The organism is Streptomyces sp. NPDC005408 (assembly GCF_040606445.1).
In the GTDB taxonomy this organism is placed as follows: Bacteria; Actinomycetota; Actinomycetes; order Streptomycetales; family Streptomycetaceae; genus Streptomyces.
The window spans coordinates 91707-112079 of record NZ_JBEXEX010000018.1 but is presented as its reverse complement, the minus strand read 5'-3'; the positions used below and the strand labels follow the sequence as shown (position 1 = coordinate 112079).

The following is a 20373-nucleotide window of genomic DNA, read 5'->3' as shown; positions in this document are numbered from 1 at the left end:
TGCCTCCCTCGGCGGCCATATGTGCAGGTCACCCTGAGGGAGGCGGTACAGGGAGGCGGTGAGGGAGAACTCCCCAAGATCCGGGCGCCTCCCTGTCGTCAGATGGCGTCGCGTTCGTCGTCCGTCTCGTCCGGCTCGCCGTCCTGCTCGCGGTCGGCGATGGCGTCGACGATGCGCTGCCGGCTGACGTGCTGCCGCCCGCCGTCCGTCTTGTACTCGCCGTGCCCGGCCTCGTCGAGGACGCGCCGCAGGTGGCCGAACGACCATTCACCGTAGGCGTCCGGGTTGTGCTCGGCGAGCCCGCGCAGCACGTCCTGGGTGCGCATCTTGGGCGCGTGTCCGAGGACGGCCGCGATGTCGGTGAGGTGGTCGACCGGGGCGAAGGTGGCCACCTCGTACACGCCGTCATCGTTCTTGTACGCCTTCATCGCCCGCTCAACGACCGGCGTCACCTCGTCGATGCCTGCCTCTTTCCGCACGTAGTACGAGCGGATCAGCCCGGGAGTCTTCCCGAAGCCTGCGGCCATGGCGGTGCCGACGTCTTCACCTGCGACGAGGGTGGTCGCCGAGTACCCGTTCTTGTGCATGCCGGTGCCGAGGATCGCGTCGTTGCCCTGGTGGTCGTTGATCGCGAACGCGACCCGGTGGGAAACGGTCTTGGAGATGCCGCGCGGGAGGCTCGCCGCATCCGCATCCGGGGTGATCCACAGCAGCATGATGGCCGTTTTCCTGGCCTTCTTGGTGACCTTCAGCGCCAGTTCCTTGGCTTCCTTGCCGTGCTCCTTGTGCCCGAACAGCTCGTGGACCTCGTCGAACACGACGATCCGGGGCCGCATGGACGGGTCGCGTTCCGCCATCTCGCGAGTGACTTTGGTGTCCGTGCCGAGGCGTTCCAGTTCCTGCCCGCGACGGGACACCTCACCGGCCAGGGCGCGCAGCGTGTCCATGGCCGCAACGACATGCTCGTCGTCGTCGCCCTTGACCAGGCTCCGCAGGCGGGGCCGCATCGGGTCGTAGTCGCTGTTGTACGCCAGGACGTGCACGTCGATCTCGACCAGCGGGTCGAGCATCGCGCCGAGCAGCAGGGCGACGACCAGCGACGACTTACCCGAACCCATGATCCCGGCGATCAGGTAGTTCGCGGCCATCAGCCGCGCGATGACCTGCTCGCCGCGGGCGTTGAGTGCAACAGGGACGCCCTTGAAGAAGTCGGTGGTGCCCTCCGTCAGGAGCGGCCAGGGCGGTACCGGCTTGGTGAGTACACCAGGGTCGGCGACCCACAGGTCCAGCACGCCGGCCTGGTCGCGCGGCTCGGTCGGCCAGACCTCGATGGGCTTGCGCATCAGGTTGTGCGCGAGGATCTGCTTCTTGTCGGCGATCATCTCGACGGGCACGCCCTCCGGGAGCTGCAGCTGCGCGTGCCACCCGTTCCCGGAGCGGGTGGACGGCTGCACCCAGCGGGGCTTCCAGCCTTCCTTGAGGGCTGCGTTCAGCGGGGCGATACCGAGCTTGCCCAGGGCCCGCAGGATGGCGTTCTCATCAGGTACGACGTCCCGCTCGTCGCCGCCCACGGGCAGCGCCCACGTCGGCGCCGTCTGCTGGTGCCGGCCGACCGCCCACACACCGGCCAGGGCCAGCCACGGCAGGGAGAACAGCAGCGGGTCCCACACCACGCTGACGATGAACGCCAGCCAGCCGATCAGATCGACCACGGTGCTGATCGGCGTGAGGATGTCGCGGATGTCGCGGTTGTACCAGGCGAGAATGACGCCGAGCAGCAGCAGCACACCCGCACTGGCCCCGGCGGTTGTGGCGACAGCCTTCGGGGCGCTGAGGGCCAGCTGCAGCAGCTCCATACGCCGCCGGTGCCGCGCCATCCGGTAGATGTAGGCGCGCTGCTCCCAGTTCCGGGCGACTTCCTCGTTCCCGGAGGCTTCGGCGATGCGCATGAACCGCTCGTGGCGGGCGGTCGTCCTCGAGTCCCACGCGCGGCGGGTGAGGATGCGGCTGCCGCCGACCAGGTAGGCGCCGTGGCGGACGGTGAACCGGTATACGGGGTTGCTGCGGGTCTCGACGACGACGCGGCGCAGCGAGTCGATACGGACCCGGCGGCGCGGCCGTGCCTCGACCGCGGCGGCCGGAACCTCTTGGATCTTATCCAAGGGGTTCGGCTCGGCGGCCGGTACGGCGTCGCGGAGGTCGTCCTCGGGCGGGGGCCAGGCATCCCACTTGATCGGGGCGATGTCGGTCATGCTGGTCGTCTCCTGTTTTCGTCACGGATTTCGTCACGGATTTCGTTTCAGGCGGGAGGCCCGGGGCGGCCGGCTGTCTTGGCGGATGACGGCCGCCCCGGGGCGTGGCTACAGGTAGCCGTTCGTCTGGTTGGGCTGCAGGCCGCGGCGCTCACGGCGAACAGTCGCGGCGACGGATTCGGCATTGGCGTTCGGGATGCGGCGCAGGATCTCGTTCACGGCACCCTTGTTGTCCGCCCCGGCGGTGATCTGCTCGCGGGCAAGCTCGGCGATGCTCGGCACCTCCGGCTTCTCGGACGGCACCCAGCGCTGGGCGAAGTGGTCGAGCCGGTACTGCTGCTGCTCTGTCCGAACATCATTCGCGCTGGCCAGCGGCACACGCTCAGGCTCCGTGTCTGCAATTCCAGACACCCGCTCGGCGACAAGTTCGGGTGTGGCCGGGGTCTGTTCGGTCCACTCGTCGAGCTCGCTCAGCGTCTGCTCAGCGGCCAGGATCTCGAGGCGGGCACGGGCTTCGGCAGCGGCGGCCTGGCGGCGCACACCGGACACAGCCAGCTTCGCGTTCGCCTTGCTGATCTCCGCCGCGACCCACTGCCGATCGGCGTCGGACAGGTCACGGTCGATGAACCGGAACACGGCCAGCCACAGCAGCTTCGAGACGACGGACACCGAGGCGCCCACCACCGCGAGGGCCACCGATCCGACGAGCATCCCGTGCCAGAAGATGGCGCCGGCCGCGAACGCGACCAGCAGCCATCCCAGCTTGCGGGGGAACTTCCGCTTCGCCGGATCGAATCGGGCCAGCCACTCCAGAACCAGCACGGTCAGCCACGACAGGTCAGCCAGGACAGCCGCGGCGTAGCCGACACCGCCACCGAGCAGAGAGCCGATGCTGACGGTCGACCAGACGATGGCGATCGCGGTGAGGGCGAGCACCAGGCCGGCCGCGCCGCGCACGGCCAGCTGGTCAAGGTCACGCGGCAGGACCGGAGTACGGACGCTGTACGACTCGGTCACCTGATTGGTGATGCCGTCGATGGTGCGCGGCACCGTGCGCTTACGGATCTCTTCACGGAACTTCACTGGACTTCTCCTTGGGTTACGACGCGGGCGACGAGGTGGGCGCACAGGTTCACGCCGTGCCGGTCGCCCAGCTGATTGGCGGTGAGCAGGTCGGCGAGGATCGCCGGAACGGGAGGGAGCCGCCGCTCCGACCGGTCGGCCGCACGGAGCGCGGCGTTCTCGGTCGGGCGACGGACAGGCCAGGCACTGGTCACCGGCCGGCCTCCTTGTCGAGGGCGTTCAGCAGGTCCCGCAGTACCAACTCGAGGCCGACGGCGGCGCGGAGCATGGCGCGGTCGTCGTGGATGTTCGCGCCCTCGTGCTTGGCCAGGGTCTGGCGGGCCAGCGAGCGGGCCATGTCCAGCGGCGGCGTCCAGTGGTCGGCGTCGCGCTCGGGGTCGTGCAGAGGGGCGTTGGCGCTCACTTCTCCGCCCCCTCTGCCAGCTCGAGCACCGTCAGCGCGGCACGCATCGCCTGCTGAAGCGCGCCGACACGGGCAGCCAGAGTGCGGACATAGTTCCGGTCGATGGCCAGGCTCGGCGGCACCGGGGCGATGACGTCAGCAAGGATCCGCTGCGCCAGGGCCAGGCCCGGGTCCGAGTCGCCGGCGGACAGTTCATCCATCACGGTCACCGCGGCGGCGATGGCCTGCTCCAGCTCACCAATCCGGCCCGCGAGGTTCCGCACGAACTGGTCGCCAGCCCGCCGGGTCTCCAACGCATCGGTCAGGATCCGGCGAACCAGCGACAGAGCTACACGCTCGCTCATCGGCCGGCCTTGTACGCGGCACGGACGCGCAGCAGCTCGGCGTGCGCGGCACGCATCGCCCTGACCCGCTCCTCCAGCGTGTCAATAACGCCCTCGAACGCGTCCGGGTCCAGATCCTCGATCCACGCGTCCTGCATCACCTCGACGCAGGCGTGCGGCAGACGCTCGCTCAGCTTGCGGTCGAAGGGACGGGCGTTCAGCGTCCACGACAGGACCGGCACCTCTTCCGGAGTGCCACTGTCGTTGACCGGCAGCGTCACGGTGCGGCTGACGGTCTGGCACCAGATGTCATCGGGGTGGGTCGGCGTCTCGATGTCGTGGCTGTGGTCCATCTGGCAGCCCTGCATGCAGGTCACAGCCACCAGGTCGCCGGACACGGTGCTGATGAACGACCAGGTGCGCGGCTCGTCGAGCGCCTTCAGCGCCGCGGCGGTGAGCTCGAACGGGACCGGCTGGACGGGGATGCCGTTCAGCAGATCGGACGACGGGGCGACGTAGGCCCCGGACGGCTTGACGATGCCAGATACGGTTTCGTACATGGTTCGGTCCCTTCAAGGAGGGTCGATACCTAGGCCCCGTTCCGGTGTTCTCAGCACCGGGCGGGGTCGCTCACGTTCGCGAGCGGTTGTTCCTGTATAGCACCATGCGATCCTGGATAGCAACAGTTCCGCCGTACACATGCCGTACACATGAGATCCAGATACGGGCTAATACCAGCGAATGCCCGCTCACAAGAAAGTCGCAGGTCAGAGGGTCATTGACGGCTTTCCGCTGGTCACATCAGCCCCGTCATCGCACGCGGCCTGCGTTCGCCACGCGGGTGCGGCGCACCAGCTTGAACCGTGGGGCCCCGGTAACTGTCCTTCCCCAGGACGGGACCGGGGCTTTCGGCGTTTTTCGGGGGGCCGGGAGGGTGGCCGGGGCGCCGGCGGGGCGCCGCGGAGCTGGCCCTTCGGGGTGCGGGGGCCCGGGCCTGGCGCCCGTAGCGGGGGCCGGGGCAGGGGGCCCGGACTGGCGCCCGCGCAGCCTGGCGCTTCGGGGCAGGTGGCCCGGCTTGGCGCCGCGAAGCTGGCGCCTCGGGGGTGCGGGGGCCGGGGCTTGGCGCCGCGAAGCTGGCGCCTCGGGGGTGCGGGGGGGTACGAAGTACCCCCCGTCCCCCTAACCCCGGGGGTCCGGGGGCTTGCCCCCGGTTCGGGAAGGGGCGGGTAGGGGAAAGGCCCCCCGCAGGGCGCCGCCCGGCCCGGCCCGGCTCGGCTCAGCGCCGCGACCTGGCCGCGCGCGCGACCGCCACCACCGCCTTCTCCAGCGCATACTCCGCGTCGTCGCCCCCGCCCTTCACCCCCGCGTCCGCGTCCGCCACCGCCCGCAGCGCCACCGCCACCCCGTCCGGAGTCCAGCCCCGCATCTGCTGCCGCACGCGGTCGATCTTCCACGGCGGCATGCCCAGCTCACGCGCGAGATCCGCGGGCCGCCCGCCACGGGCGGACGAGAGTTTGCCGATCGCCCGCACCCCCTGCGCCAGCGCGCTGGTGATCAGGACCGGCGCGACCCCGGTCGACAGCGACCAGCGCAACGCCTCCAGCGCCTCCGCCGCCCGCCCCTCCACCGCACGGTCGGCGACCGTGAAGCTGGAGGCCTCGGCCCGGCCGGTGTAGTAGCGCCCGACGACCGCCTCGTCGATCGTCCCCTCCACGTCGGCCGCCAACTGGGACACGGCGCCGGCCAGCTCCCGCAGATCGCTGCCGATCGAGTCGACCAGGGCCTGACACGCCTCGGGCGTCGCCGACCTGCCAAGGGCGCGGAACTCGGAGCGTACGAACGTGAGCCGCTCCCCCGGCTTCGTGGTCTTCGGGCACGCGACCTCGCGCGCCCCCGCCTTACGGGCCGCGTCGAGCAGCCCCTTCCCCTTCGCCCCGCCGGGGTGCAGGAGAACGAGCGTGATCTCCTCCGCGGGCGCATCGAGATACGCCTTGACGTCCTTGATCGTGTCCGCGGACAGGTCCTGCGCGTTCCGCACGACGACGACCTTGCGCTCAGCGAAGAGCGAAGGGCTCGTCAGCTCGGCGAGCGTGCCCGGCTGCAGCTGATCGGCGGTGAGGTCGCGCACGTCCGTGTCGGCGTCGGCGGCGCGCGCAGCCGCCACCACCTGCTGCACGGCACGGTCGAGAAGCAAATCCTCCTGGCCCACGGCGAGCGTCACGGGGGCGAGGGGATCGTCGGTCGAATTCTTCCTGGTGGCCATCGCGACCCAGCATCCCACGCACCACTGACACTGCTCCCGGCCCGGCGCTCACTGCTCCCCCGGCCACCACGGCGCCTACGGCTCCTCGAGCCAGCCGTCCCACTCCCCCACGAACTCGTCCAGCTTCACCGGGTCGAGCCGCCGCTCCGGGTCCTCGACGACCACTAGCCACTGTGCGTCCTCGGCGTCGTCCTCACCGGCCAGGGCGTCCCGTACGAGCAGGGGCTCATCGGGGATGCCGAAGCGGTCGCGCAGGGCCTCGGCCGTCTCCTCCGCGGCATCGCGGTCGGGCAGTACCAGTACATGTCTCACAGCACTCACAAGGACATTGTTCAGGCCGCCCGTCCGGGAGCCGACGGCAGGCGGTCGAGCACCAGCCCGAAGTGATCGCGGTACGCCGCCAGCACGGCCGCGTCGTCGCCGAGCGGCTGCTCATGCCGCTCACCCCGCACCGTGGTGACCAACGTGCGGCCGCTGAGCGTGATCCGGCCCTCGGGGGTGAGCAGCGAGCACACGACGGACCGCGGGAAGTGCGAATCGGGCGAGGTGCGGTGCCACCAGGCACCCGCCCTGAAGTCGTCCAGCACCCGCGGCCGCCGATCCATACGGAACTGCGGCTTCCCGTCGCGGTGGACATCGAGATCACCGCTCTCCGGAACCTCCACGATCCGGAACGTACCGGCCGGGTCCTCCTGATCTCCCCTCTCGTCGAACACCAGCGGGTAGTGGCAGTGGTCGCCGAAGCCCACATCGGCCAGCCACGGGCCCGTCGAGTCCGTCGTCTCGACAAGGAGGGCGAGATGGTCGTACGGGATGCCGAGTCGGCCCTCTTCGCCGAAGGCCCGGGCCTGGAGAAGGGTCACACCGAAGCCGAGATCGCGCAGCAAAGCGGCGAAGGCACCGTTGAGTTCGTAGCAGAATCCCCCGCGCCTGCCCTCCACGACCTTCGCGAGGAGCGCCTTGTCCTCCAGCACGATGTCCTCGCCGAGATGGATGGAGAGGTTCTCGAACGGGACTGTCTGCAAGTGCCGCAACTGCAGGTCGCGCAGCGCGTCGGCGTCGGCACGCTGCGGGCGGCTCGCGCCGATACGGCGAAGGTAGGCGTCCATGAGGAGAGTGTCGCGCGCGGGGTGTCCGCACGCCATGCACCGCTGGTCCTAGGCCTGTGGCCCGAGCCTCCCGAGGCGTTCCCGGCGGGGGGTCCGGGCCCCGGGGCACCGCCCGCAGATCCCGGCCGCCGCCCGTCACCGCGATCGCCCCGTCCGTGTCCGTACGCAGCACCACCGCTCCCCCGGCCCGCAACGCGCCGACCGTCCGGGGCGACGGATGGCCGTATGTGTTGTCCCGGCCCACGGAGATCAGCGCCAGCCGTGGGCGCACACCCCGCAGCAGGTCTGGGTACTGATGCGCTGAGCCATGGTGGGCCACCTTGAGGACATCGACGGGCGGGAGCGCCGGAAAGGCTCGCAACAGCCCCCTCTGCGCCGGTGGTTCAAGGTCCCCGAGGAGCAGCAGCGTGGGACCGCCCTCGATCCGCACGAGCAGAGCGACACTGGTGTCATTGGGCCCGTCCGGTACAGAGCCCGGCCCGGCGGGACCCAGTCCGGTGGGACCCAGCCCGTCGCCCGGGCCGGGGGCACGGGCCGCAGGAGGCCACAGCACCTGCCAGGCGAGCCGCCCGACCCTCCGCCGCTCCCCGGGACCCGCGCGGATCACAGGCACTCCCGCCGCAGCCGTCGTCTTCCGCACGAACACGCTCTGCTCCCAGGGCTCGTCGTACGTCGTCGTCTGGACCGCACCAACAGCCCTCCCCCGCAACACCCCTGGCAGGCCCCGGACATGGTCGGCATGGAAGTGCGTCAGCAGGAGCAACGGAATCCGGGTGACGCCCAGGTCGCGCAGACACCGGTCGGCGAGCTCCGGATCGGGCCCCGTGTCCACGACCACGGCCGTGCCCTCCCCCGCCGCAAGCACGGTGGCGTCCCCCTGACCGACATCGCACATCGCGAACGTCCAGCCCGGCGGGGGCCAGCCGGACATCGCCCTCGTCAGCGGGGCCGGACGCAGTACGGCGAGCAGGACCAACAGCGCGCAGCCCGCGGCCGACCAGGGATGTCGCGGCAACCGTCGTGCGGCGAGCACGACCAGGACCGTGGCGGCGGCCAGCAGCCACCCGCCGCGCCAACCGCCCGGCCAGCCCGCCTCAGCTCCGGGCAGCGCGGCCCCGGTGCGCGCGACGGAGGCAATCCACCCGGCGGGCCACCCCGCGCAACGGGCCAGCAGCCCGGCGACCGGCATCGCCACCGGTGCCGCGGCGAGAGCGGCGAATCCGAGGACCGTGGCCGGGGCCACCGCGAGCTCGGCGACCAGATTGCAGGGGACCGCCACCAGGCTCACTCTGGCCGCGAACACCGCCACCACGGGAGCACACACCGCCTGCGCGGCGGCGGCCGCGCCCAGCGCTTCGGCGAGCCGGGGCGGCACCCGTCTGCGTTGCAGCGCCGCGCTCCAGCGGGGGCCGATGGTGAGCAGCGAGCCCGTGGCCAGCACGGAGAGCAGAAAGCCGTAACTCCGCGCGAGCCATGGATCGTACAGAACCAGCAGCAGTACGGCGGCGGCCAGCGCGGGCAGCAGCGACCGGCGGCGTCCGGTGCCGATGGCGAGCAGCGTGACGGTCCCGCAGGCAGCGGCCCGCAGCACGCTCGGTTCCGGTCGGCACACGACGACGAAGACAAGCGTGAGCCCACCGCCGAGGAGTGCGGCTCCTCGCAAGGTGATGCCCAGCTTGGGCGCGAGGCCCCGCCGTTCGGCCAGCAGGGCGGTGCCGGGCGGCCCGATCAGCAGTATGAGCACCAGCGTCAGATTGCTTCCCGATACGGCGAGGAGGTGCGTGAGGTCCGTTGCCTCGAAGGCGCCCTGAAGATCGGGCGTGACCCGAGAGGTGTCCCCCACGACCAACCCGGGGAGCAGAGCGCGGGCGTCCGGAGCGAGTCCGTCCGTCGCCGCGCGCAGTCCTGCCCTCAGCCCTCCGGCCGTGCGCTGAAGGGCGGTCGGCGGGCCGGTGATCTGCGGCGGACCCTCCCCGTCCGGCCTCAGCACGGCGGCGAACCGGTCGTCGGCATTCAACGGCGGCGCGAGCCGTCCGGCCAGCCTGAGCCGGGTCGATGGCAGCAGCCGCCGCCACTGGGCCGCGGATTCGCCAGCCTCGCCGGACTCACGCGCCGGCACGATCACCAGCACGGGCGTCCGGGTCGCAGTCACTGTGCCGCCGGGCGCCGTCACCCGGGTCACCTCCGCGTCCAGCACCACGGATCGGCCCGCCATCTGATCGCCGCGAACCCGCGGCCGGGTGAGTCGCGGATCGGACGTGACGGTCAACTCGGCGGTGATGTAGGCGTATTGGTCCGCCAGCTCCGGCAGCGGACCGCGGCGCAGATCCGCGCCGTGAAGCCCTGCCGAGGCGGCGCCCGCGGCAGCGCACAGCAACAGCGCCGCCAGCGCGGTGGCGTTGAGCCGGCGCCCGCGTCGACGGGTCGGAGCGTCCTCGCCATCCGCCGCCAGGCCCCCGCCCGTTCCGGCACGCATCGCCCGCGCCGCCGCCGGAGCGAGTAGCAGCCCTGCCACGACGACGCAGACCGTCACGGCCACCCCGGTCCACCAGCCCGGCGCGCCCACAGCGAGAGCGGCCGCGGCCCAGGCCGCCAGAGCCGGGGGTACCAGCCGCAGATCGGCCGGTCCCTCCTGGCGGGGGTCGGACGCCCCCAGCCGATGGCCCGACGCGGCATGCACCACGGGGCGCGTCATGGCCGTACGAGGGTCTGGAGGTCCGCGAACCGGCGGGCGCCGATCCCGTTGACCTCGCGGAGTTCGTTGACGGACCGGAAACCCCCGTGCTGGGTGCGGTAGTCGACGATGTGCTGGGCCAGCACGGGACCGACCCCGGGCAGGGTGTCGAGCTGCTCCACGGTCGCCGAGTTGAGGCTCACCGGCCCAGCGGGCTGCGCCCCCGCCCCACCCGCGCCCGATCCGCCCGCGCCCGATGCACTTGAGGCCAACCCCGGCGGCACGGGGACGCCCACCACCACCTGCTCGCCGTCCATGAGCACCCGAGCCCGGTTGAGTCCGGTCAGGTCGGTGCCCGCGCTGACGCCTCCAGCCGCCCGCAGCGCGTCGGCCACCCTGGATCCGGCCGGTAGCCGGTGCACCCCCGGCCGCCGCACCTTGCCGCTCACGTCGACGACGACGATCCGCCCGCCGCCCGGCCCCGGATCCGGCGGCGGCGGCGGCGGCGGCCCGGGCGAAGGCCGCGGCTCCGGCGTGGATGCGCCCTGCTGGACCAGTTCCGGGGCCCGTACGGTCTGGGGCCGCCCCACCCAGAAGTGCTGGGCCGCGAAGACCGCGGCCACGACGAGCACGACGGCCAGGGCGGCGAGAGCCCTCGGCTCCAGCCCGCATCTGAGCTGCACCCACAGCGGCAGCCGTTCCCGCACCGCGAGCCCGAAGCGCTGCCGGGCGCCCGTACCGATGTCGACGTCCGCGGCTGTGACACCGCCCCCTTCCGCGCGCGAGCGCCCGACAGCCGCGTCAAGACTCACGCTGGGGCTCAGGCCGGGACTCGCGCGTGGAGTGCGAACAGGGCCCGTACCGCCCGGCGGCCCGTCGAACAGGGCGTCCGCCCTGCGGCGCAGGGCTGTGGTCGACCCGGCAGCCACCCGCCTGGCGCGAAGACGAGCGGAACGGCGAGCAGAACGCCGGGCAGAAAGGCGTAAGCCACGGCCGGGACCACCGCTCGAGCCGGATGCGAAGCCGAAGTCGCGGGCGTCGCGGGCGCGGCCGTCCGAGGCCGGAGCCCTGCCCGGGCCACTGGTTGCGGAACGTGTTCTCAGAGCCATGTCACAGGACGGTAGGCACATCCATCCGAACCCGCTGAGCAGCCCCAATTTCCGTGGACAACCGCCCTGTTGTGGATAACTCGGTCACCCGCAAGTGGGACCGACAGTGCATCGGCGCGCCTCAGCACACCTCATCGAGGCGAGACCACAGCCCCCAACAGCCCCGGACCCGTGTGCGCCCCGATCACCGCGCCCACCTCGCTCACATGCAGATCCACGAGCCCCGGAACCCGCTCCCGCAGCCGCTCCGCCAGCGCAGCGGCCCTCTCCGGCGCGCCCAGATGGTGCACCGCGATGTCCACGCTGCTCGTGCCCGCCCGGTCGACGACGATCTCCTCCAGCCGGGCGATCGCCTTCGATGCCGTACGCACCTTCTCCAGCTGCTCGATCCGGCCGCCGTCCAGCTGCAGCAGCGGCTTCACAGCGAGCGCCGAGCCGAGCAGCGCCTGAGCGGCGCCGATCCGGCCGCCTCGGCGCAGGTAGTCCAAGGTGTCGACGTAGAAGTACGCCGACGTGCCCGCGGCGCGCTTCTCCGCGGCCGCCACCGCCTCGTCCAGCGTGCCGCCCCCCTCAGCCGTCTCTGCGGCGGCCAGCGCGCAGAATCCCAGGGCCATGGCGACCATCCCGGTGTCCACCACCCGCACCGGCACCGGCGCGTCCTTGGCGGCCAGCACAGCCGCGTCGTACGTCCCCGAGAACTCTCCCGACAGATGCAGCGATACGATCCCCGTCGCTCCGGCCTCGGCCCGCGCCCGGTACGTCTCGGCGAACACCTCGGGGCTCGGCCTGGACGTGGTCACCGGGCGTCGCTTCTGCAACGCGAGCGCCAGCGAGCGGGCCGAGATCTCGGTGCCCTCTTCGAGCGCCTGATCGCCAAGTACGACGGTCAGCGGCACCGCGATGATGCCGTGGCGCTCCATCATCGGCGGCGGCAAGTAGGCCGTTGAATCGGTGACGATCGCGACATGGCGGGACATGAGCGGGAGGTTACCCGCAGGGGCGGCCGGACGGGAGCCCGGGCCCTCGCCAATGATCGCGTCGCCTGAAAGGTGGTTCAGTTCGTGGTCTCCGGACGGGCTGTCTTCTGCCAGGGGTAAGTGGTCTGCTGCCGGGGATCCCGTGCCGTGATCGCCTGTGGCTGCTCGGCCACGGTGTGCCCGGGACCTGCCCCGGCCGCGGACTCCGCGGCCTCCGGCCAGGTCTGCCCCGCGACGCCACCATCAGCGCCACCACCGGCCCCGCCCGTGCCGCCCGCTTCCGGCCATGACGCCGGCGCAGCTTCCGGCTCCGCCTCCTCCGCGCCCGACCAGTGCCTCAGCGCGCCCGCCTCCACATCGATCTGCGTGCTCAGCGCGTCCAGATCGTCGTCCGCGAACTTCCGTGCCCGGTCCCGCGCAGCCCACCGCAGCGACTCGGCCGAGTGCGTGATCCGCTCCGTACGCTCACGCAGCCCCGGCAGCAGCGACGCCACCGTCGCCCGGTCCGGCTCACGCTCCAGCCGCTTCAGCTCGTCGTCGAGCTCAAGCCCGTGCGCGCTCAGCCGCTGGAAGAGGCTGAGCGACTCGGACAGCGACGCGTCCTCGGCCACGCCCGCGTGCAGCGCGTCCTGCGTCGCCCTCATCGACGTACGAAGTGACAGCCGTAGCTGCGCCAGCTCGCCGACCACGCCGCCCTGCCCGTAGCTCTTCGCCCGGAGCGTGGTCTCCTCGACGGTGCGCCGTGCCTGTGTGACCGTGCGCTCCACACCTCGCTTGGCCGCGCCGATGACCTTCACGCTGACATACACCCCCAACGCCACGAAGGCGACGAAAAGCAGCGCCAGTATCAGAATCGCGGCTTCCATGAGCGCCCCTCCGGCGTCGGCTGTTGTCCTTCCACCGTAAACGGAACGGGCAGGCCGAGGGTTCCATCGGAACCCCCAACCTGCCCGTAGGGGAAACCCCTGCCAACCGGCGTTCCCTGCGTTACGCGGGGACCAACCGGCCCCGCGTCACGCGGGGACGATGTTGACCAGCTTCGGCGCCCGCACGATCACCTTGCGGATGCCCGCGCCGCCCAGCGCCGAGACCACCGCCGCGTCACCCAGAGCCAGCGCCTCCAGCTCCTCGTCGGAGATCGACGGGGAGACCTCCAGCCGCGCCTTGACCTTGCCCTTGATCTGCACCACGCACGTCACGGACTCGTCCACGACATACACCGGGTCGGCGACCGGGAAGTCCTGGTGCACGACGGAGTCGCTGTGGCCCAGCTTGCGCCACAGCTCCTCGGCGATGTGCGGTGCCAGCGGGGCGATCAGCAGCACCAGCCGCTCTGCCACGCTCCGGGACAGCGGACCACCCGCCTTGGTCAGATGGTTGTTCAGCTCGGTGATCTTGGCGATGGCGGTGTTGAAGCGCAGCGCCGCCAGGTCCTGTCCGGCGCCGTCGATCGCCTTGTGCAGCGCACGCAGCGTCGCCTCGTCGGCCTCGGTGTCGACGACGGTGATCTCACCGGTCGCCTCGTCGACGATGTTGCGCCACAGCCGCTGCAGCAGCCGGTACTGGCCGACGACGGCCCTGGTGTCCCACGGCCGCGAGACGTCCAGGGGGCCCATCGCCATCTCGTACAGCCGCAGCGTGTCCGCGCCGTACTCGGCACAGATCTCGTCCGGAGTGACCGCGTTCTTCAGGGACTTGCCCATCTTGCCCAGCTCGCGCTTGACGGGCTCGCCATCGAAGTAGAACTTTCCGTCCCGCTCCTCGACCTCGGCAGCTGCCACCGGGAAGCCGCGGCTGTCCCGGTAGACGTACGCCTGGATCATGCCCTGGTTGTACAGCTTGTGGAACGGCTCGACCGAGGAGACGTGCCCCAGGTCGAACAGCACCTTCGACCAGAACCGCGCGTACAGCAGGTGCAGTACGGCGTGCTCGGCACCGCCCACGTACAGATCGACACCGCCGTGCGGCAGGCCCTCGCGCGGCCCCATCCAGTACTGCTCGATCTCGGGGTCGACCAGCTTCTCGCTGTTGTGCGGGTCCAGGTAGCGCAGCTCGTACCAGCACGAACCCGCCCAGTTGGGCATGGTGTTGGTCTCGCGGCGGTAGCGCTTGACGCCGTCGCCCAGGTCCAGCTCGACGTTGACCCAGTCCTCGTTGCGCGACAGGGGCGTCTCGGGCTGGGTGTCCGCGTCGTCCGGGTCGAACGTACGCGGGGAGTAGTCCTCGACCTCCGGCAGCTCCAGCGGCAGCATCGACTCGGGCAGGGAGTGCGCGACGCCGTCCTCGTCGTAGACGATCGGGAAGGGCTCGCCCCAGTAGCGCTGACGGCTGAACAGCCAGTCACGCAGGCGGAAGTTGACGGTCCCTTCGCCGATGCCGCGGGCGGTCAGCCATTCGGTGATCTTCGCCTTGGCCTCGGCGACATCCAGCCCGTCCAGCGAGATCTCGTCGTTGGACGAGTTGATCGCCGGGCCCTGGCCGGTGAAGGCCTCGCCCTCCCAGCCCTCCGGCGGCTTGACGGTACGGATGATGGGCAGCTCGAAGGCCTCGGCGAACTCCCAGTCGCGCTCGTCCTGGCCGGGGACCGCCATGATGGCGCCCGTGCCGTAGCCCATCAGCACATAGTCCGCGACGAAGACGGGGATCCGTTCCCCGGTGACCGGGTTCAGGGCGTAGGCACCGGTGAAGACACCGGTCTTGTCCTTGTGCTCGGTCTGGCGCTCGACATCGCTCTTCGTCTGGGCCTGCTTGCGGTACGCGGCGACCGCCTCGGCCGGAGTGGCCGCGCCGCCCGTCCATGCCTCCTTGACGCCCTGCGGCCACTCGGCCGGGATGATGGAGTCGATCAGGCCGTGCTCGGGCGCCAGCACCATGTAGGTGGCGCCGAACAGCGTGTCGGGGCGGGTGGTGAAAACGGTGATCTGCGCGTCATCGTGACCGACGGCGGAGAAGTGGACGCGCGCGCCCTCGCTGCGGCCGATCCAGTTGCGCTGCTGCAGCTTGATCGCCTCGGGCCAGTCCAGGCCGTCCAGATCGTCCAGCAGCCGGTCGGCGTAGGCGGTGATGCGCATGTTCCACTGGCGCAGCTTGGCCTTGAAGACAGGGAAGTTGCCGCGCTCGGAACGGCCGTCGGCAGTGACTTCCTCGTTCGCCAGTACGGTGCCCAGGCCCGGGCACCAGTTGACTGGCGCGTCGGAGGCGTACGCCAGCCGGTAGCCGCCCAGGACTTCGGCGCGCTCTACGGCGCTCAGCTCGCTCCACGCGCGCGTGGAGCCAGGAACGGCGCGCTCACCGCTCTCGAACTGCGCCACCAGCTCGTCGATCGGACGGGCCCTCTGGGCGTCCTCGTCGTACCAGGAGTTGAAGATCTGCAGGAAGATCCACTGGGTCCACTTGTAGTACTCCGGGTCGATCGTCGCGATCGACCGGCGCTGGTCGTGGCCCAGGCCCAGGCGGCGCAGCTGCCGCTTCATGTTCTCCATGGCGGCTTCGGTGGACACCCGGGGGTGCGTGCCGGTCGCGACCGCGTGCTGCTCGGCGGGCAGGCCGAAGGCGTCGAAGCCCAGCGTGTGCAGGACGTTGTGCCCGGTCATGCGCTGGTGACGGGCGAAGACGTCGGTGGCGATGTAGCCCAGCGGGTGCCCGACGTGCAGACCCGCACCCGAGGGGTACGGGAACATGTCCATGACGAACTTCTTGGGCTTGGCCGCCAGGGCGGGGTCCCCGGCCAGGTCACCGCTCGGATTCGGCGCCTCGTACGTGCCCTCGGCTTCCCAGAAGTCCTGCCAGCGTGCCTCGATGTCGGCCGCCATGGCAGCCGTATAGCGGTGCGCTGCGGCCACCTCTGCAGCTGAATTCGTCTCGCTCATGATCCTTGAAGCTCCATCGATTCGTCTCTGCCAGCGGAATCCAAAACGAAAAAACCCCTCGCACAGGAGGGGACGCCGCGCCGATTCCGACCGGATCTTTCATCCGTCGGGACTGATCAGCGCGGCTCGCTAAGCAGAAGGCGTACGGCACGCATGGCGTCAGGGTACCGCAGCGAGCGAACCGTCCGCATGGCACTTAGGGGCGAGCAGCGGTCGAGCAGATCCGGTACCCGACCGTGCAGATCCGGGCGACACGAACCGCGCCTCTGCACACTTCCCACACCAAACCCACGCGCACACTCCGCACACTCTCCGCACACGCACCGTAACGCGCCCCCCGGCCGAATCCGGAACCCCCTCACGCACCCCTGACGCGCCCTCGGCGCGCGCCCCGCGGAGAGCCCGGCGCACAACCGATTGGCATAGGCCAATGCCTTTGGCCGCTGAAGTTACTCCGCGTATCGCCCTTATCCGGGGCAACCCCAGAGTCAGTTGACTGTGGTTCCGCTCTCTAAACGCTCAAACCTCAGACCACTCGGTATGGGGCGACCTAGCATGCGTCAACGGGACCGCATTTCCCGCACCATTCGGAGTCGCCCCATGAACCCTCATCGCAAAAGCCGTTCGTCGCCAGCGCCGAGCCCCGGGCTCAGCCGCCAGGTCCAAGGCGGCCTCACCGCTGCAGCATTGGTGCTCATACCCCTGCTCGCCGTCGGCGGGAGCGACAGCTTTCGCGCTGCGCTCGACTTCACGACCGGGGTCCTGTCCCTGGTGTCCCTGACCGCTTCCGTCGCGTGGGGCCTGATCGCCACCGACCGGCTGCTGCTCTCCACACGCCACCGCCTCCTCGCCCAGGGCATCCACCGGGGCACCGCGGTGGCCTCGCTCGGCTTCCTGCTGCTGCACGCCACCGTGAAGGTGTCGCTGGGCCACGTCCAACTGATCGGCGCCCTGGTCCCGTTCGGACTCGGCGTCACCGGTACGTCCAGCCTCATCGGCTTCGGCTCGCTGGCCGGCTTCCTGATGGTGGTGGCCGCCACGACCGGCGCACTGCGCAGCGCCCTCGCGGCCAACATCAAGGTGGCGGGCCGCTGGCGGCCGCTGCACATGCTGGCCTACCCGGCCTGGTGCTTCGCCCTTGTGCACGGGCTGTACACCGGCCGTCCGGCCGCGACGTGGGTCGTCACGATGTACTGCCTGACGCTCGCCGCCGTCGCCGCGGCCGTCGCGGTACGGATGCTGCCACGACCCGCGAAGCGGCGTATCGCCGCCAAGATCCTGTCCGTTATCGGCTCGGCCGACGACAGGGCGGCCGCGGACGAGACGGCACTGCGCGATCTGAACGCCTCCCCGCTGCCCGGTGCGAGCGGATTGACCGCACCGGCCGGACTCAACGGCATGAACGGCATTCCCTCGCAGCGCCCCTACGAGGCCGAATTCCAGCGCGAGACCCCTCTCGGCCAGTCTCGCGCGCAACCCCGACGGCTCGCAGCGCCCGCTCCCCAGCTCTACGAGGCCCCGCCACCGCCGACCGCGGAACCGGCCGTCGAAAGGACGGCAGGCGGCGGCATGGGCCCCGGGATCTCCGCCGCGTACCGCGCGGTGTCCCTCGCAGGCGACCAGACAGCCCCGCTGGCCGAGCGCATACCGATGACCGAGGAGATTCCCGTCGTATCGGAATCGGGTCCTCGGCCGGGCCTGTGGCCGACCCCGTCACCGCCGCCGCCCGCGCAGGCCTTCCGGCCCGAGCCGTCAGAGGCCCCCGCTCCTTCGGCCTACGAGCCCCCTCCCGTGTACGAGGCACCTCCCTCCTCGTACGACACGCCTACTTCGTACGACGCCCCCTCGTACAACGCCCCTTCCGCTTACGACCCCTCATCCCCGTACGAAGCACCCCCCTCCCCGTACCAATCCGGCACTGCCGACGGCTACGAAGACACAGCGCCCATGCCCGGACCCCTCTTTCCGCCCTCGGCGGGGGAGCCCTGGAACGCGCCCGCAGGAGACCGACCGTGAACACCCCCCTTCCTGATGTCCCCGAGGTCCGAGTCGTCGGCCTTCCCCAGCTGACGCAGGGGTTCGACCTTGTCGAGCGACTCGACCTCCCCATGCATCTCAAGGTGCACGGCCCTCTTGAACCCATGACCGGCGAGCGGCTCGCTCAGCTCGCCGACGACATATCCCTGCGCGGCCGCGGCGGCGCAGGCTTCCCCTTCGGACAGAAGCTCAGAGCTGTCGCCAAGTCCGCCATCCGACGCGGGGTGCGGCCCGTCGTCGTGATCAACGGCAGTGAGGGCGAGCCCGCCTGCCGCAAGGACACCGTTCTGCTCAACCGCGCACCCCATCTGATCCTCGACGGCGCTCTGCTGGCCGCCGAGGCGCTCGGTGCGCGCACTCTGGTCGTCGCGGTCACCCGCAACTCGACAGAGGTCTCCATGCGCGCCGCGCTGGCCGAGCGCGGCCTGTCCGACCGGCGTGGGCAGGCGCTGCGCGCGCGGGTGGTGCGCACCCCGGAGCGCATGGTCTCCGGCGAGGCCTCTTCCGTCATCCGCGCGGTCAACGGCGGCCCCGCGCTGCCACCCGGCCGCCGTGAGCGCGCGTCCGACACCGGCGTCGGCGGCGCACCGACCCTGCTGTCCAACGCGGAGACGTTCGCGCAGCTCGCCATCGGCGCCCGCATCGGCGCGCGCCGCTACGGCCACACCGGCCTGGACACCGAGCCGGGCACGGTCATGCTGACGATCTCCGGGGCGGTCGCGCGCCCGATGGTCGTCGAGGTCCCCACGGGTGTGCCGCTGCGCTACGTGCTGCAGCTGGCGGGCGCCCCGCCGCTCCCCCAGGGCGTGCTGACCGGCGGCTACCACGGCAACTGGATCGACTCGGTCGCCGTCCATGAGTCGCTCGTCTCCAGAGAGTCCCTGGCCTCCGTGGGCGGCTCGCTCGGCGCCGGAGCGATCCTCCCGATCGGCCCCGAGACCTGCCCGCTGGGCGAGGCGCTACGGGTGGCCAACTGGCTCGCCGCCGAGACCGCCGGCCAGTGCGGTCCGTGCAAGCTCGGTCTGCCCGCCGCGGCCGGCGGTCTGTCCGACGTCATGAACGGCGGCGGTCCTGCCGCCCTGGAGGCGCTGCGCGAGGTGACCCAGGCCGTCAAGGGCCGGGGCGCGTGCAAGCACCCCGACGGCTCGGCGCGCTTCTTCGCCTCGACCCTGTCCGCCTTCACCGACGATCTCGCCGCCCATGTGCTCCACGGCGGCTGCGGACGCGAGACGACCGGCGTGCTGCCGCTTCCGCTGCCCGGCTACGAGGAGGCGGAAGAGTCCATTCCGAGCGGTGAGAAGGTCTTCATCGACTGGACGCTCTGCCAGGGCCACGGGCTCTGCGCGGACATCATCCCGGAGCTGATCCGGCTGAACCCCGACGGCTACCCCTCGGTGGCGGACGCGGTCGTGCCCATTCACATGCAGGGGCGTGCGCAGCGGGCTGTTCGCCGGTGCCCCGCGCTGGCGATGCGTATCGAGCAGATGCCGGCGGAGCGGGCCCCCGCGCCCTCCGGCCGACGAGAACTGCCCGGCGGCAACCGCAAGGCCCTTGGCAGCGGCCGGGGTTGACGGGACATAAGGAAGCGGGCCACCCGATCCGGGTGGCCCGCTTCCTTATGCGTACTTCTTGATCTGTACTGCTTCTGTGGAGCTAAGGAGAATTGAACTCCTGACCTCCTGCATGCCATGCAGGCGCTCTACCAACTGAGCTATAGCCCCTTGTGATGTGCCGCCCTGCTGGAAGGTTTCCCCCGCGGCGACGTCGACAACATTACACGGTCCCCCCGGTGCTTCACCAAATCGTTTCCGGTCCGCACGGACGCTCAGTACGGGCCCAGCTGACAGCGCGAGCCGTCCCGATCACGCCGTGGCGAACGAATAGAACCGCTTCAAGGTGCAGTGCTCGTCGAGCAGCCGCCCGTAGATCGGCTCCCCTTCGAGCTCTCTGTACGTCTCGATGGGGTCGCCCTTTATGATCAGCGCCCGCGCGCACTCCTCGCACCAGTACTGGTACTCGGGATTGATCGGGTCCATGTCCCTGACGATGGGCGTACCACTGCCGCACCAGTCGCATTTACGCCTGTGTGCACCCATCAATCAGCTCCAGCTGTGGCCGCAGGCCGTGCACACGTAGGACACTCCGCCATTGTCGCCGAGGACTTGGGCGACATGAGCCGATCCACAGGACGGGCAGCTGAGACGAGCGCGTACCTCCGCCGCGGCAAGCAGGTCATCCTCGGCCTCCTCGCTCCTGCTGGCGGACATCGTGCTC

Annotated in this window: 17 protein-coding genes, 1 tRNA gene and 1 pseudogene; 2 read left to right on the top strand and 17 right to left on the bottom strand. The window is 70.9% G+C overall.

What is annotated here, in order from left to right; all coding sequences use genetic code 11:
- Positions 1-98 precede the first annotated feature (98 nt).
- The 14 genes and pseudogenes from ABZS64_RS19205 to leuS form a co-directional block, all read right to left on the bottom strand.
- A complete protein-coding gene (locus ABZS64_RS19205; protein WP_355830600.1) occupies positions 99-2252 on the bottom strand; it encodes a cell division protein FtsK in 2154 nt (717 codons plus the stop codon).
- A gap of 108 nt (positions 2253-2360) precedes the next feature.
- Complete coding sequence (locus tag ABZS64_RS19200) at positions 2361-3335, bottom strand: hypothetical protein (RefSeq protein ID WP_355830598.1); 975 nt, start codon at positions 3333-3335, stop codon at positions 2361-2363.
- Positions 3332-3529 carry a hypothetical protein gene (locus ABZS64_RS19195; RefSeq protein WP_355830596.1) on the bottom strand — a complete coding sequence of 66 codons (198 nt, stop codon included), beginning with the start codon at positions 3527-3529 and terminating at the stop codon, positions 3332-3334. The genes ABZS64_RS19200 and ABZS64_RS19195 overlap by 4 nt, the downstream gene beginning before the upstream one ends.
- Positions 3526-3738, bottom strand: coding sequence for a hypothetical protein (locus tag ABZS64_RS19190; protein ID WP_355830593.1), 213 nt, complete (start codon positions 3736-3738; stop codon positions 3526-3528). The genes ABZS64_RS19195 and ABZS64_RS19190 overlap by 4 nt, the downstream gene beginning before the upstream one ends.
- On the bottom strand, positions 3735-4082 hold the full coding sequence (locus tag ABZS64_RS19185) for a hypothetical protein (protein ID WP_355830590.1): 348 nt from the start codon (positions 4080-4082) through the stop codon (positions 3735-3737). Before ABZS64_RS19185 ends, ABZS64_RS19190 begins: the two co-directional genes overlap by 4 nt.
- Positions 4079-4621 (bottom strand): hypothetical protein, encoded by a 543-nt coding sequence (locus ABZS64_RS19180; protein ID WP_355830588.1) that lies wholly within the window; start codon positions 4619-4621, stop codon positions 4079-4081. The genes ABZS64_RS19185 and ABZS64_RS19180 overlap by 4 nt, the downstream gene beginning before the upstream one ends.
- 716 nt (positions 4622-5337) lie before the next feature.
- Positions 5338-6324, bottom strand: a complete 987-nt coding sequence (gene holA, locus ABZS64_RS19175; protein WP_355830585.1) for a DNA polymerase III subunit delta — start codon at positions 6322-6324, stop codon at positions 5338-5340.
- Between the two features lie 75 nt (positions 6325-6399).
- Positions 6400-6645 carry a hypothetical protein gene (locus ABZS64_RS19170; protein WP_355830582.1) on the bottom strand — a complete coding sequence of 82 codons (246 nt, stop codon included), beginning with the start codon at positions 6643-6645 and terminating at the stop codon, positions 6400-6402.
- A gap of 11 nt (positions 6646-6656) precedes the next feature.
- Entirely contained in the window at positions 6657-7433 is a 777-nt protein-coding gene (locus tag ABZS64_RS19165) for an arylamine N-acetyltransferase (RefSeq protein ID WP_355830580.1), read from the bottom strand.
- 100 nt (positions 7434-7533) lie between these two features.
- Positions 7534-10128 (bottom strand): annotated as a pseudogene (locus ABZS64_RS19160) (ComEC/Rec2 family competence protein); the annotation flags it as partial.
- Entirely contained in the window at positions 10125-11216 is a 1092-nt protein-coding gene (locus ABZS64_RS19155; RefSeq protein ID WP_355830577.1) for a ComEA family DNA-binding protein, read from the bottom strand. The gene ABZS64_RS19155 and the pseudogene ABZS64_RS19160, both read right to left, overlap by 4 nt.
- Positions 11217-11347: 131 nt before the next feature.
- On the bottom strand, positions 11348-12193 hold the full coding sequence (locus tag ABZS64_RS19150) for a DegV family protein (RefSeq protein ID WP_355830574.1): 846 nt from the start codon (positions 12191-12193) through the stop codon (positions 11348-11350).
- A gap of 77 nt (positions 12194-12270) precedes the next feature.
- Entirely contained in the window at positions 12271-13059 is a 789-nt protein-coding gene (locus ABZS64_RS19145) for a hypothetical protein (RefSeq protein WP_355830571.1), read from the bottom strand.
- Between the two features lie 147 nt (positions 13060-13206).
- Positions 13207-16062 (bottom strand): leucine--tRNA ligase, encoded by a 2856-nt coding sequence (leuS, locus tag ABZS64_RS19140; protein WP_355830569.1) that lies wholly within the window; start codon positions 16060-16062, stop codon positions 13207-13209.
- A gap of 600 nt (positions 16063-16662) precedes the next feature.
- Here leuS and ABZS64_RS19135 point away from each other — a divergent pair.
- Both ABZS64_RS19135 and ABZS64_RS19130 read left to right on the top strand, forming a co-directional pair.
- The gene (locus ABZS64_RS19135; protein WP_355830566.1) at positions 16663-18078 is read left to right on the top strand and encodes a hypothetical protein; all 1416 of its coding nucleotides are present in this window, start codon (positions 16663-16665) and stop codon (positions 18076-18078) included.
- Positions 18075-19670: a ferredoxin gene (locus ABZS64_RS19130; RefSeq protein WP_355830563.1), complete on the top strand. Its 1596-nt coding sequence runs from the start codon at positions 18075-18077 to the stop codon at positions 19668-19670. The genes ABZS64_RS19135 and ABZS64_RS19130 overlap by 4 nt, the downstream gene beginning before the upstream one ends.
- Before the next feature lie 77 nt (positions 19671-19747).
- Here ABZS64_RS19130 and ABZS64_RS19125 read toward each other — a convergent pair.
- From ABZS64_RS19125 to ABZS64_RS19115, 3 genes are all read right to left on the bottom strand, one after another.
- A tRNA-Ala gene (locus ABZS64_RS19125) sits at positions 19748-19820 on the bottom strand.
- 141 nt (positions 19821-19961) lie between these two features.
- Positions 19962-20195 (bottom strand): hypothetical protein, encoded by a 234-nt coding sequence (locus ABZS64_RS19120; protein WP_040916346.1) that lies wholly within the window; start codon positions 20193-20195, stop codon positions 19962-19964.
- A gap of 3 nt (positions 20196-20198) precedes the next feature.
- A complete protein-coding gene (locus ABZS64_RS19115) occupies positions 20199-20366 on the bottom strand; it encodes a hypothetical protein (RefSeq protein ID WP_355830559.1) in 168 nt (55 codons plus the stop codon).
- Positions 20367-20373 lie beyond the last annotated feature (7 nt).